The 13,398-nt window shown below is 60.6% G+C and carries 11 protein-coding genes; 7 read left to right on the top strand and 4 right to left on the bottom strand.

Going from position 1 to position 13,398, the window contains the following annotated elements:
- Window positions 1–2: 2 nt before the first annotated feature.
- Genes QD357_RS10120 through QD357_RS10110 form a run of 3 tightly spaced genes read left to right on the top strand, consistent with a single transcriptional unit; the run spans window position 3 to window position 3,058 of the window.
- Window positions 3–926, top strand: coding sequence for an ABC transporter permease (locus QD357_RS10120; RefSeq protein WP_183938296.1), 924 nt, complete (start codon window positions 3–5; stop codon window positions 924–926).
- Window positions 927–942: 16 nt separating this feature from the next.
- Complete coding sequence (gene kynU / locus QD357_RS10115; protein WP_183938043.1) at window positions 943–2,190, top strand: kynureninase; 1,248 nt, start codon at window positions 943–945, stop codon at window positions 2,188–2,190.
- A 37-nt stretch (window positions 2,191–2,227) separates the two neighbouring features.
- Window positions 2,228–3,058, top strand: a complete 831-nt coding sequence (locus QD357_RS10110; RefSeq protein WP_183938042.1) for an alpha/beta hydrolase — start codon at window positions 2,228–2,230, stop codon at window positions 3,056–3,058.
- A gap of 33 nt (window positions 3,059–3,091) precedes the next feature.
- On the opposite strand, the gene QD357_RS10105 is transcribed toward QD357_RS10110, so the two are convergent.
- Window positions 3,092–3,757, bottom strand: a complete 666-nt coding sequence (locus tag QD357_RS10105; RefSeq protein WP_183938041.1) for a YiiX/YebB-like N1pC/P60 family cysteine hydrolase — start codon at window positions 3,755–3,757, stop codon at window positions 3,092–3,094.
- 173 nt (window positions 3,758–3,930) lie between these two features.
- Window positions 3,931–4,362: a VOC family protein gene (locus QD357_RS10100; RefSeq protein WP_183938039.1), complete on the bottom strand. Its 432-nt coding sequence runs from the start codon at window positions 4,360–4,362 to the stop codon at window positions 3,931–3,933.
- Window positions 4,363–4,581: 219 nt separating this feature from the next.
- Between QD357_RS10100 and QD357_RS10095 the strand changes: the two genes are divergently transcribed.
- Entirely contained in the window at window positions 4,582–4,896 is a 315-nt protein-coding gene (locus QD357_RS10095; RefSeq protein ID WP_246451199.1) for a hypothetical protein, read from the top strand.
- A gap of 19 nt (window positions 4,897–4,915) precedes the next feature.
- On the opposite strand, the gene uxuA is transcribed toward QD357_RS10095, so the two are convergent.
- Window positions 4,916–6,118, bottom strand: coding sequence for a mannonate dehydratase (uxuA, locus tag QD357_RS10090; protein ID WP_414124211.1), 1,203 nt, complete (start codon window positions 6,116–6,118; stop codon window positions 4,916–4,918).
- Window positions 6,119–6,233: 115 nt separating this feature from the next.
- Between uxuA and QD357_RS10085 the strand changes: the two genes are divergently transcribed.
- The 3 genes from QD357_RS10085 to QD357_RS10075 all read left to right on the top strand — a co-directional run bounded on the left by QD357_RS10085 (window position 6,234) and on the right by QD357_RS10075 (window position 12,839).
- Window positions 6,234–6,947, top strand: coding sequence for a FadR/GntR family transcriptional regulator (locus tag QD357_RS10085; protein WP_414124210.1), 714 nt, complete (start codon window positions 6,234–6,236; stop codon window positions 6,945–6,947).
- Window positions 6,948–6,976: 29 nt separating this feature from the next.
- Window positions 6,977–9,448 carry a glycoside hydrolase family 2 protein gene (locus tag QD357_RS10080; RefSeq protein WP_183938034.1) on the top strand — a complete coding sequence of 824 codons (2,472 nt, stop codon included), beginning with the start codon at window positions 6,977–6,979 and terminating at the stop codon, window positions 9,446–9,448.
- A 130-nt stretch (window positions 9,449–9,578) separates the two neighbouring features.
- A complete protein-coding gene (locus QD357_RS10075) occupies window positions 9,579–12,839 on the top strand; it encodes a GH36-type glycosyl hydrolase domain-containing protein (RefSeq protein WP_183938032.1) in 3,261 nt (1,086 codons plus the stop codon).
- A 180-nt stretch (window positions 12,840–13,019) separates the two neighbouring features.
- Here the strand turns inward: QD357_RS10075 and QD357_RS10070 are convergent, their stop codons facing one another.
- Window positions 13,020–13,397, bottom strand: a complete 378-nt coding sequence (locus QD357_RS10070; protein ID WP_183938030.1) for a hypothetical protein — start codon at window positions 13,395–13,397, stop codon at window positions 13,020–13,022.
- Between the last annotated feature and the right edge of the window lies 1 nt (window position 13,398).

The following is a 13,398-nucleotide window of genomic DNA, read 5'->3' as shown; positions in this document are numbered from 1 at the left end:
TGATGGATTTCATTCAGACAACCGTTTCGAGCTTCGTCTCGCTCATCCCGGTCACCCTGGCGCAGAGCTTCATCCTGAGCTTCGTCGTGCTGGGGATCATGGTCCCCTTCCGCATGCTGAGCTTTCCGGACCTGACCAGCGAAGGCGCATTTCCGCTGGGCGGCTGCGTCTGCGGCATCCTCTTGGCCGCGGGCATCGCACCGCCGCTGGCGATCATCTCGGCTTTCGTCGTTGGTCTTGCCGCCGGTTGCTGCACGGCTTTCATCCACCTGCGCTTCCGCATCCATACGCTGCTCGCCGGCATCTTGATGTCGACGATGCTCTACAGCATCAATCTCGGCATCATGGGCAAATCGAACCTTTCGGTCTTCGGCTCGCCGACGGTGTTCGATTGGGTGCCTCTGACCCAGCCGGGCTTTCCGGCCAGCAAGATCGTCATCGCCGGCATTCTCGCTGTTATCGTGTTGATCGCCCTCAATCTCTATTTCAAGACGGAAAAGGGCACGGCCATGCGCGCCGTCGGCTCCAACCCGGATATGGCCGAAGCACAGGGCATCAATGTCTGGGCTGCGACCATCGGCGGTGTCGGCCTGGCCAGTGCCTTTTCCGCCTCCAGCGGCGCCCTAATGGTGCAATCGCAAGGCTTTGCCGATGTGAATATGGGCATCGGCATTTTGATCAACGGTCTCGCGGCGCTGATGATCGGCGAGGCCTTCACCGGCAAGCAGACCGTGCTCAGGCAGTTACTCGCGCCCTTCGTCGGCTCGATCATCTATTACCAGCTCGTCTCGCTCTGCCTCGCGGCCGGCATGCCGCCGCCGAACCTGAAGCTCGCTACCGGCCTGTTCGTCCTCCTGATGCTGGCCCTGCCAAGCATCAAGCGCAGCCGCGGCGGCGCGCCAGCCCGGGAAACCATCCGCGAATAAAGTGAGAGCCGACGTCATGACCAGCCTTCCCGATCTCGCTGCTGTCGAGGCCATGGATGCGGCCGATCCGCTGCGTTCCTTCCGCAGCCGCTTCGCCCTGCCCGAAGGTGTCATCTACCTCGATGGCAATTCGCTCGGCGCCGCCTCGCATGACGTTTTCGCCGAATTGCAGCAGGCGGCGACGGAAGAATGGGGCAATGGTCTGATCCGTAGCTGGAACAGCGCCGGCTGGTTTCATCTGCCGCTCGACCTCGGCGACAGCATCGGCCGGCTGATCGGCGCCGCACCCGGGCAGACCGTGGTCACCGACTCGACCTCGATCAACATTTACAAGACCCTGCATGCCGCGCTCGCCATGCGTCCGGGCCGCAGCGTCATCGTCGCGGAAGGCGACAGCTTCCCGACCGATCTCTACATGGCCGAAGGTGTGGCCTCGACGCGGCCAGGCGTTACCCTTCGCCTCGAAGGCCGGGATGCGGACACCATCGAAGACCTGATCGACGATCAGGTCGCGGTCGTCCTGGTCAATCATGTCAACTACAAGAGTGCCGAGCTGCGCGATATGGCAGCGCTGACGCGCCGGATCCACGAGGCGGGTGCGCTAGTGATCTGGGATCTCTGCCACAGCGCCGGCGCATTGCCGGTCGATCTCGACGGCGCCAATGCCGATTTCGCCGTCGGCTGCACCTATAAATACTTGAATGGCGGCCCCGGCTCGCCAGCCTTTATCTACGCCGCCCGCCGTCACCATGATGCGATCACCCAACCGCTCAGCGGCTGGTGGGGTCATGCCCGCCCCTTCGCCTTTGAGCAGAATTTTGCCGGTGGCGAGGGCATCAAACGCTTTCTCTGCGGCACGCAGCCGATCCTGTCGCTGCGGGCGCTGAAGGGCGTGCTCGGCGTTTGGGATGAGGTTGACATGGGCGCGCTTCGCAAGAAGAGCATCGCGCTGACCGATCTCTTCATCCAGTTGGTCGAGGCCAAATGCGGCCAACATGGCGTCGTCTTGGAAACCACGCGCGACAGCGAAAAACGCGGAAGCCAGGTCTCCTTCATGCACAGCAACAGCTACGAAGTGATGCAGGCCTTGATCGAACGCGGCGTGATCGGCGATTTCCGCGCGCCCGCCACCCTGCGTTTCGGCTTTACGCCGCTTTATGTCGGCTATCGCGATGTCTGGCGGGCGGTGGAGGTGCTGGAGGATATTCTGCGCAGCGGTTCATGGAAGGATGCGCGTTTCGCTGTGCGGTCGACTGTGACCTGATATCGGATTGGCGCTCGCAAAGCTGGGAGATGGGGCGATGAGCTATTTCAGCATTACCGACTGGGAAAGTGCCTATACCAGCGACGCCTATGTGGTCGGCGGTGACCGCTGGCCGGCAGCCTGGGTGGAGCCAGCACAGGCCTTCCGCGATAGCCTGGCCACGACCGGTCGCGCCAAACTCGACCTCGCCTATGGGCTTGGCGAGCGCAATCGCTTCGATCTCTTCCTGCCCGCTAGGAGCCCGAAGGGATTGGTGGTCTTCATCCATGGCGGCTATTGGCTGGAACTCGACAAGAGCTATTGGTCGCATCTCGCCGCCGGCCCGATCACTAATGGTTACGCGGTCGCCATCCCCTCCTACACGCTGTGTCCTGAAAATCGCCTCACGGTCATCGCCAAGGAGGTTGCGGCGGCGATCGGCGCTGCCGCCGATATGGTCGATGGCCCCATGATGCTCGCCGGACATTCGGCCGGCGGCCAGCTCGCAACCCGCATGGTCACCGCGACCTCTCCGCTCGCGGCCTCCATCCAGGCCCGCATTCGCCATGTGGTCTCCATCTCCGGGCTGCACGACCTGCGCCCGATCATGAAGAGGGCCATGAACGAATATCTGCGCATCGACGCCGCCGAAGCCATGGCGGAAAGCCCGGCCCTACTGGAGCCCGCGGAAAATGTCCGCCTCACCTGCTGGGTCGGCGGCGCCGAACGCGCCGAATTCATCCGCCAGAATGCTCTGCTTGCCAATATCTGGACCGGCCTCGGAGCTGCAACCGCCGCTATCGTCGAGCCGGATCAAAATCACTTCACAATATTGGACGGCCTAACCGACCCCATACACCCGCTGACGCGAACCCTGCTCTCTGATTAGGCTGACGTCGACAACGCGGACTGGACATAGCCATCACAGCGGGTAGTTCGAATAGATCATCCTGAGATTCGGATCATCGGCGATGCTCACGGGTGTCACGAGGTTCTGATTGAGGATGTATTGATAGCACTGATCGAAATCGTAACCGCGCCCAGTACATTCGCTGTCGCGCTGCCATCGTGATTGCACCAGGTTTCTGACAAGCATGTTGTCGATGTGTAGCTCAGATATTTTCTGCACTTTGCCAATCTCAATGCCCATAGCTTTGTACGCGAGATAGGGCAGTTCGCTGCAGTAAATCGCATCGTTATTGAACGAGAAAAAGAGGTCGTAGGGTTTGCCGTAGAGTGCCTGGGCGTGGGACAGAAGCTGCCGTGCGGTTTCGGGCGTGAGGCGTGGATCGCGATAGATCGCTACCCGTCCCAACAAGCCGCGATTGACCCAGGTTTTCAGCGGTGTTTCCTTGACCTTTGCCGCGGCCTCGATGACCGTGACTACGCCATTGTCGTTTTTGATGATGCCCATATGTGAAAAGGCGGAGCCAGTGGCGAATATGATCGCGCTTGATTGCTTGCTGGTCGATGTCTGAAAAATMAGATCGCCGTCTTTGAGCGGCGGATAATCGCCGCCCGCAATGGCATAGAGCGTTCCTACGACAAGACAAACGCACAAGATCGCAATAGCCATCAGCTTCTTCACGCCATCTCCAGAACCGTATGAAAAACTTCGTTCAAGTTGTCTTTATCAAACGTCTTTTGCGCTGAAAGATGGCACCCAGAAGGCCGATCATAAAACTCACGGTCGCTATCGCGGCACGTCTTCGAGAAGACCAGGGTTCGCGCTCTTCGAACCCGGGCCTTGCTCTGCAGAGTTTATTTCTTAACCGGCGCGTTCATGGACCAGATGACGCCAAAGGGATCGCGAAGCTGGCCCCAGCGGTCGCCCCAGAACATCACCTCAAGCGGCATGACGACCTCGGCGCCAGCATCGGCGGCGCGTTTCCACCAGGCATCGATGTCATCGACAAGCAATTGCAGAGTAAAAGCCTGCGGTTTTTCCAGCGCGTGACCATGTTCCGGATAGGCGTCGCAGAGCATCAAGGAACTGCCGTTGATATAGAGATGGATATGCATCGTCCGGTCCTGCTCGTCGGCCGGATACATGAAGGCCTGTTCGGCACCGAAGGCGCGCTTGTAGAACTCGGCCGCCTTCACGGCGCCGCCCACGGTCAAATAAGGCACCAGGCCGCCGAGTACCGGCACCTTGGGCTGCTGTGATTGCGTTTGTTCTGCTGCATCGGTCATGATCGTCTCCTCGGAACGGATTTGCGGGTTGGCCCAAAAGGACGGGCTGTTCCAAGGACGGTCGTCGATCCAACTTTCCGACATGCGATATGAGGATTTTTCGATAGATCATTTTGTGGCAAACGCACCTGGCATTCTCACAAGGACAAGAGGCTCATGAACCGATGGCGAACACCGTTTCTCTTCCTATACCTGTTGGCTGGAGCCGCGCCGAATTGTTTGGCTTCCGGCACCAGCTATCACGGTATAGAAGACGACAGGACGAACGGCGTGAAACACGGTCTTTTCGAGATAAGGGAAAAAGCGAGGCAATTCATCGCCAGCGAAAATATGTCTGGCGGCACCCATTGGGAGGTGCTTGACCCGAATCTGAAGATTCAGGTGCCGAGATGCGCCGTCCCGTTGACGGCCAAATGGGTTCCCAAAACCTACGGCCTGTCCGCGCCGAATGTCGCCGTGACCTGCAGCAGGACGATCGACGGCAGTTCCGAAAGACATTGGGATGTCTTTGTTCCCGTCAGTTCAAAGCGATGAAAGCCGCTTCACCCAACTTCTAAAAGTTCTTCCAATGCTTTGATAATTCGTCGGTTTTGCCAATCGCGTGGATGACGCCATGCAGTTCCGCCAGGCCTTTGAGCCGCCCGATGAGCGAATAGCCGGGATTGGTCGGCTTATCGACATCGTCGCCGATCAGGTGCCCGTGGTCCGGGCGCATCGGAATCAGTTGGTCCGGCCGGCCATCGGCGCGGCGACGAGCCTCCTCCGCCAGAAGCGTGCGAAGGATCGCGTACATATCGCTGCGCCCCTCCAGATGGGCGGCCTCGACAAAGGAACCGTCCGGCTCAATCGCCACATCGCGCAGATGGGCGAAATTGATGCGCGGCGCAAATTCGCGGGCGATGGCGAGCACATCATTGTCGGCGCGCGAACCGAGGGAGCCGACGCATAGCGTCAGGCCGTTGGCGGGATGATCGACGCTGCTGACGATACGGCGGAGATCCGCCGCCGTCGAAACCACCCGTGGCAGGCCGAAGAGCGAAATCGGCGGATCGTMGGGATGGATGGCGAGCCGCGCTCCAACTTCGGCGGCGACCGGCACGACCTCGCGCAGAAAATTGTCGAGGTTCGCCTGCAGATCCTCCGCCGTCAGTCCCTCAAAGGATTCGATGGCGGCACGGATCGCCTCTCGCCCGTAGCTGTCCTCGCCGCCCGGAAGTCCGGCAATGATATTGCTCTCCAGCCGGCGAACCGCCTCCTCCGAAAGCCCCTTCAGCCGCTCTTCGGCACGCTGCAAAAGCTCTGGCCCATAGCTCGTCTCGGCACCTTTTCTGCGTAGGACGAAAATGTCATAAGCGACGAACTCCACCATGTCGAAACGCAGGGCAAGCGCCGTTGTCGGCATCTCGAAGCGCAGGTCCGTGCGCGTCCAATCAACCACCGGCATGAAGTTGTAGCAGATCGTCTTGATGCCGGCTCGGGCGAGATTGACCAGCGTGTCCTTCCAGACGCCGATCGCCTGAGTAGCGCCGGCACCACCGAGCTTGATGGCGCTCGGGACAGGGATCGATTCGCAGACGCTCCACCGCATGCCTGCCGCCTCCACGAGGGTCTTGCGCGCCTCGATCTCCTCGGGCGTCCACACGCGGGAATGGGAGATTTCGTGGAGTGCCGTGACAATACCCGTGGCGCCGGCCTGACGCGCGTGAACGAGTGGAACGAAATCCTTCGGCCCGAACCAACGCCAACAGCTCTCCATGCCATGTCTCCCTTATTTGTTGGTCAACATATCCATAAACCCGCGAAAGTCTATTATCTCCCGTGCTTGACATCCTTTATTGACCAACAATATCCTTTCGGCAGTTGGAGGACGCATGGCAATKGAAACCGCTGAGATCGAGGATAAGGGATCGGCGGTAGACCAGGTGGTCGACGCGATCCGGCGGCTGATGCGCGAGCGCAATCTCGGGCTCGGCGACGCCCTGCCCTCGGAAATCGAGCTGGCGGCGATGTTCAACAGCAGCCGCAATACCGTGCGCGAAGCGATACGCATCCTGAAGGCCTATGGCATCGTCGAAAGCCGGCAGAAGGTCGGCGCCGTCATCACCGACCGCCGCCAACAGGCGCTGATGGAACTGTTCTCCTTCGCCATCGACATGTCCGCCGAAAGCTTTTTGGACATCCAGGGGTTTCGTCGGCTGATCGAGGTCAATCTCTCCGATCTTCTGTTTCAGACCATCGACGAAGCCGCCATTGCGCGGCTGGAAGCCATCAACGACGCCATGAGACTTGCACCGGAACTGTCGGAAGCGGCGGAATTCGATTTCAAGTTCCACGCCGAGCTGATCAGCTTTGCCGACAACCGCACGCTGTCACAGGTCTATGGTATTCTGCAGCCGCTGCTGCAGCGACTGATGGAGGCCGGCAAGCGCTCCCGCGCCGCTGTGGAAAGCGCCCATGACGAACATTGCGATATCATCGCTGCCTTGAAAGAGCGGGATCGCATCGCCTATGCCTATCATATGAATCGTCATCTTCATGCCGGGCTGCAGTTCATCCAGCCTCCCAAAGAGCCACGGCAGATTTGACACAATCCATTTCATGACGGACCGCAAGCATGAAGAAACTGGCACTCGACACGGGCTGGACCGTTTCCCGCCTTCGCGCACCGTCCACGGCCCCCTCCCTGCCCGCGACGATCCCGGCCGCCGTGCCTGGAAATGTACATCTCGATTTGCTGTCGGCCCGGCTCATCACCGACCCTTATCTGGATGTCAACGAGATCTCCCAGGACTGGATCGGCCGCTCGGCCTGGCGCTATCGGGTAGCTTTCGACTGGGACGACGAAGAGGCGGATCGCGTCGATCTCTCCTGTCTCGGGCTCGATACGGCGGCGCGTCTGGAGCTGAACGGCACATTGCTCGGCGAGACCAGCAATATGCACCGCGGCTATCGGTTCGATATTCTCGAGCATCTCAAAGAGGGCCGGAACGAGCTGATCGTCGACTTCGATTCCGCCTATGCTCATGGCGAGGCAGTCCGCAGCGCGCTCGGTTCGGCCGCCGATATTCCGGCCAACTATCCCGGACCCGGCAACCTCATTCGCAAGATGGCCTGCAATTTCGGCTGGGATTGGGGGCCGAGCGTCGTCACCTCAGGCATATGGAAGCCGATCGCCATCGAGAGCTGGTCGAAGGCGCGTCTCGCCGTTGTCCGTCCGGAAATCGCTTTGCAAGGCAGTGACGGTGTCGCGCGCCTGCGCATCGAGATCGAATGGGCCGCCGAAGGCACGGATAGCGCCGCTCTCGTGATGTCGATCCGCGGCAAGCGATCCGAGGTCCGAATAGCGCAGGGCGAGACACATGCCCTCGTGGAATGCCGCATCGACAATCCGGAAATCTGGTGGCCGCATGGGCTCGGCGATCAGCCGCTTTACGATCTCGATCTTCAGCTTCTGGGCTCCGACGGAGCGACGCTGGATCGCTGGCAACGCCGCGTCGGCTTTCGCTCCGTGCGGCTCGACACCGCGCCTGATGACATCGGCTCCGCCTTTACCCTCGTCATCAACGACGTGCCGATCTTTGCCCGTGGCGCCAATTGGATTCCGGAGGATTGCTTCCTGCCGCGCGTGACGCGCGAGCGCTATCGCGTGCGGATCGCCCAGGCACGCGACGCCAATATGAATATTCTTCGCGTCTGGGGCGGCGGCATTTACGAGACCGATATCTTCTACGAAGAGTGCGATGCCGCGGGTATCATGGTCTGGCAGGATTTCCTCTTCGCCTGCGCCGCCTATCCGGAGGAGGAACCGGTCTATGGCGAGATCGAGGCGGAGGCGCGCGAGGCGATCACCCGGCTGATGCCGTATCCCTCGCTGGTGCTCTGGAACGGCAACAACGAAAACATCTGGGGCTATTTCGACTGGGGTTGGCAGGATGTGCTCGCCAATCGCCCCTGGGGCGCCGGCTACTATCTCGACCTGCTGCCGAAACTGGTCGCTGAGATCGATCCGACGCGGCCCTATTGGCCCGGGAGCCCCTATTCCGGCTCGATGGATATTGCGCCGAATGCCGACGAGCATGGCTGCAAGCATATCTGGGATGTCTGGAACGAGGTCGGATACGAGACCTACCGCAACTATATTCCGCGCTTCTGCTCAGAGTTCGGCTGGCAGGCACCGCCGACCTACGCGACACTTACCGAATCCGTGCGGGAGAAAAATCGAGCGCCCGCATCGCCCGGCGTCCTGCATCACCAGAAGGCGACCAGCGGCAACGACAAGCTGATCAAGGGATTGGAAGGTTGGTTTCCTGCCCCGGGAAACTTCGACGACTGGCTTTTCGTCACCCAGCTCAACCAGGCGCGAGCCATCAGCGTCGGTGTCGACCATATGCGTTCGCATCGCCCCGCCTGCATGGGAGCGATCGTCTGGCAGCTCAACGATTGCTGGCCGGTGACCTCCTGGGCGGCGATTGACGGTGCGGGTCGCAAGAAGCCGCTCTGGTACGCCCTGCGTAACAGCTATGCGCCGCATCTCCTGACGATCCAGCCGCGCGGCGATGGTCTCGCCGCGATCGCCGTCAATGATGCGACCCTGTTCTGGCGCGTCCCCTTCGCCATCGAGCGCTTCGATTTCAACGGCACGCTTCTCGCCCGCCACTCCGTCTGGCGCATCCTCTGCGACCGCTTCGAAAATGCCGAAATCCCGATTCCCAAGGATGTTGCGACGCCCGGCAATCCTGAGCGCGAGTTCCTGCGTGCCCGCCTCGGCGATACTGAAGCCTGGTGGTTCTTCGAAAAGGATATGAAGCTGCAATATCCGGAGCCTCGCTTCGAGCTTCAGGCCGAACAGATCGCCGACGGCATCGCCGTCACGATCACGGCGCAATCCTTCCTGCGCGATCTCTGCCTATTTGCCGACCGCATCAGTCCGAATGCCGAGGTCGACGATATGCTGGTCAACTTGATGCCCGGCGAGAGTAAGACGTTTCGCATCAAGGGCGTGTCGAAAGAGGCTTGGGACGATGCCGATCTTTCCTCTGTTGTTCGCACGGCCAATCAGGTTGCAGGTACAGCCCGGCCTCGATGATGCCGGTCACGGACCGAAAAGGGCGTTGCGAAACATTGCGATCGGAAACGGCAAATTGCCTCCTATGATCGAGCGGCGGCTTATGATCTAGTGTCGCTCACCCGACCCATGAATCAGCGAGACACCGGTTATGTCCTTGGAATCCAATCGCAGCTTTCAGACGCCACGGCGCGAAGAACTCGGTCTTTCCACGCTTTCCAATACTGCCGGCCTGTCGGTATCGGCGCTGCCGAACGGCACGCTGTTTGCCATCGACTTCGCTGACAAGCAGGGTGGCGTGATGATCAACCAGGTGCTGGGGTCGCCTGTCTATGGCGGCATCGGGCGCCTCTATCTGCGCGTCGGCGGCTCGCAGCCCGAGGTCGCCGAAATCGTTGGTCCGAAAGCTGCGGTGCGTTTCGGCCAGGACGAGGCGAGCTTTTGCTGGGGCGGCGAAACCGCTGGCATCAGGCATACGGTGCGGTTGCAGCTCCATTCCAACGAAAGCGCCTGGTTCTGGCAGGTTTCGCTTGAAAATACGACCGGCGACGCGCTTTCGGCCGATCTCGTGTTGGTGCAGGACGTCGGCCTCGGCGATCGCGGTTTCCTGATGAACAGCGAGGCCTATGCTTCGCAATATATCGACCATCATATTGCCGAGCATTCCGCCTTCGGCCCGGTCGTGATGAACCGACAAAATCTCAAGCAGGGCGGCGGGCGCAATCCTTGGCTGGCGCAAGGCTGCCTCGATGGCGCGGCCGCCTATGCCACGGACGCGATCCAGTTGGTGGTGCCTGCCCCAAGCGGCGATGCGCAGATGGTGCCAGGCTTTGGTGAAAGCCTGCCGAGCACGCGCCGACAGCACGAGGTCGCGTGCCCGGCAATCCAGTCGAAGCCGCTCACGCTCACGCCAAAGACTGCGGCAACCACAACATTCTTCGGCCTGTTCGTTGCCGATCATCCCGCAGCTTCCAGCGATGCCGACCTTGCAAGGCTTGATGTCCTACCGCAGGCCCCGAGCGAACTGGTAAAGACCGATATTGCCGGCGAAACGCCGGTTCGCAGCCTCGTGCAGGACGCGCCGCTGTTCGTGACCGAGCCTTTGGACGAAGCGACGATCGAGCGGCTTTATCCCAAGCGGATGCTGGAAGAACGCATCGATGGCCAGCTTTATTCCTTCTTCGTGCCGGAAGGCACGCTGAACCGCCATATCGTACTGCGTGAGAAAGAGCGTGTCGTCGCACGCCGTCACGGCGCCATCGTCCGCAGCGGCCAGAACATGCTGCTGGATGACCAGACGCTGGCCGCGACCTGCTGGATGCAGGGCATCTTTGCCGCTCAATTGACGATCGGCAATACCTCCTTCCACAAGCTCTTCTCGGTCTCCCGCGACCCCTATAATCTGACGCGGGCGAGCGGCCTGCGTATCCTCGTGGATTTCGGCGAAGGCTGGCGCCTCCTCAGCGTTCCCGCTGCTTTCGACATCGGGTTGAGTGATGTCCGCTGGATCTACCGGCTCGCCGGCCGGACCATCACGGTGACTGCAATTGCTTGCGGCGACGACCCGTCCATGCAGTGGAATGTTGCGGTCGAAGGCGCGGCCTGCCGTTTCCTGGTATTCGGCCATATCGTGCTCGGCGAACGCGACTATGAAGCCGTTGCAAACATCGAGATCGACGCTGCGGCCAAGCAGATCTCGTTCCGGCCCCAGCCGTCCTGGCTTTGGGATCGCTATCCGCAAGCCGCATACCACCTCGTCACCTCGACGCCGGATGTTTTCGAGGCGATCGGCGGGGATGAGCTTCTCTACAGCGACGGCACGTCTCGTAATGGCCCCTTCATCGCGCTCAAGTCGCGCCCGACCCAAAGCTTCAGCTTTGCCGTCACCGGATCGATGACCGACACGGCGGCGGGTGAGCGTCTTGCCGCACGGTATAAGGCTGGCGTCAGCAGTGAAGAGATGCTCGCTCCTGCACAGCGCTTCTGGAACCATGTGACGCGGGGCGCCCGCATCGACGGCGATGGGCCGGACCTTACCGCGCAGGCGGTGATGCTGCCCTGGCTTGCGCATGATGCGATCGTACATCTGAGCGTGCCGCACGGCCTCGAACAATATACGGGTGCCGCCTGGGGGACGCGCGACGTCTGCCAGGGACCGGTGGAATTCCTGCTCGCCTATGAACACGATGTCGAGGTGAAGCAGGTTCTGAGCACCGTCTTTTCCGAGCAATATCGCGACCGGGGCGACTGGCCGCAATGGTTCATGCTGGAGCCCTATGCCAATATCCGCGCCGGCGAGAGCCATGGCGATATCGTCGTCTGGCCGCTGAAGGCGCTCTGCGATTATATCGAGACGACCGGCGATCTTGCCTTCCTGGCCGAAACCGTGCCGTGGCGCGCCGACGACACGATGCAACGGACCGAAGAGACAGCGACGATTTCCGCGCATATCGATAAGCTGCTCGACACCGTGCGCAGCCGTTTCGTGCCCGGCACCAGCCTGATCCGTTATGGCGAAGGCGATTGGAACGACAGCCTGCAACCGGCTGATCCGCATTTGCGCGATTGGATGGTCAGCAGTTGGACCGTCTCTCTGCTTTACGAGCAAGTGGTGCGGTACGCCGCGATCCTGACGCTGTGCAGCCGCAGCGGAGAAGCGGAGGCGCTCGAGGAAACGGCCGCCGCCATGCGCAGCGATTTCAACCGCCTCCTGATGCGCGACGGCGTCGTCGCGGGCTACGGCGTCTTCGATCCGAGCCATGATGGCGTCGAGCTGCTGCTGCATCCGCAGGATACGCGCACCGGCCTGCATTATTCGCTGATCGCAATGACGCAGCCGATGCTGGGTGGCCTCTTTACGCCGGAACAGCGGCATGCGCACATGAAGCTGATCGAGGACAATCTCCTTTTCCCGGATGGCGTGAGACTGATGGAAAAGCCGGCGACCTATGCCGGCGGCCCCGAGACTTTGTTCCGCCGCGCCGAATCCTCGTCCTTCTTCGGACGCGAGATCGGGCTGATGTATGTGCATGCGCATCTGCGCTATTGCGAGGCGCTGGCTATCGACGGGGATGCCGAAGGCGTCTGGAACGCGCTGGCACTCGCCAATCCGATCGCGGTCAGCGGCCGGCTCGACCATGCATCGCTGCGCCAGCGCAACACCTATTTCAGCAGCAGCGACGCCGCGTTCGCTGATCGCTATCACGCGTCCGATGATTGGGGTCGCGTCAAGGCCGGCGACATCGCCGTCGATGGCGGCTGGCGCATCTATTCGAGCGGCCCCGGTCTCTATACGAAAAGCCTGATCAACAATGTCTTCGGCTTCAAACGGCACTTCGGCAAACGTAACCGCCAGCCGCTATTGCCGTCGTCAATTGCCGTTTCCAAGGTCGAACTAGATTTCGAAGCGTAATCGCGAAAGGAGCCGCTTGTTGCGGCTCCCTTCGAATTTTGCGGTAGGGCAGTCTTAGAGCAATTCCAGGAAAAGTGCGTAGCGGTTTTCCGTCCGGAATTGCGTGAAAACAAAGAGATAGAGCAGTTCCGCGATTCCGTGAAGCGCGGAACTGCTCTAGGCGATAGCCCCACCGACCTCTCAATAGCCGCTATCGTGCACTACGCCCATAATTTCGCCTCCTCGAGATACGCTCACGAGGAGATTATCGTCGCCGCGCGTCGCCTCAACCAGATAACGGACCCCGACGTCCTTTAAATTTCTGACTTGATAACCGCGCCGTTCCAGGAGGCGTATAACATCATCCGGACCGAAATTGTCGCGACGCTCGCCCCATCTGTTGGCTGCATCGTGATGTCGGTTCCAGGCATGAAGAAAATCGGACTCCGTTTGGTCCCGATCAGAGTAGTCGTCGCTCGACGATTGATCCTCGTGAACGACAACTTGAGCAATAGCGGGACTGACAAGGCCCATCGTAATTGCAGCCGCCACACTCAAGGCGATGAAGGTAACCCTCATT

It is taken from the genome of Rhizobium sp. BR 317, from assembly GCF_047445835.1.
In the GTDB taxonomy this organism is placed as follows: Bacteria; Pseudomonadota; Alphaproteobacteria; order Rhizobiales; family Rhizobiaceae; genus Rhizobium; species Rhizobium paranaense.
This window is presented reverse-complemented; position numbering and strand designations above follow the sequence as displayed.

Coding starts and splice junctions, on each gene's coding strand:
- QD357_RS10070 (WP_183938030.1), bottom strand. CDS start 13,397: ATGAGGGTTACCTTCATCGCCTTGAGTGTGGCGGCTGCAATTACGATG.
- QD357_RS10080 (WP_183938034.1), top strand. CDS start 6,977: ATGAAGAAACTGGCACTCGACACGGGCTGGACCGTTTCCCGCCTTCGC.
- QD357_RS10110 (WP_183938042.1), top strand. CDS start 2,228: ATGAGCTATTTCAGCATTACCGACTGGGAAAGTGCCTATACCAGCGAC.
- QD357_RS10075 (WP_183938032.1), top strand. CDS start 9,579: ATGTCCTTGGAATCCAATCGCAGCTTTCAGACGCCACGGCGCGAAGAA.
- QD357_RS10120 (WP_183938296.1), top strand. CDS start 3: ATGGATTTCATTCAGACAACCGTTTCGAGCTTCGTCTCGCTCATCCCG.
- kynU (WP_183938043.1), top strand. CDS start 943: ATGACCAGCCTTCCCGATCTCGCTGCTGTCGAGGCCATGGATGCGGCC.
- QD357_RS10100 (WP_183938039.1), bottom strand. CDS start 4,362: ATGACCGATGCAGCAGAACAAACGCAATCACAGCAGCCCAAGGTGCCG.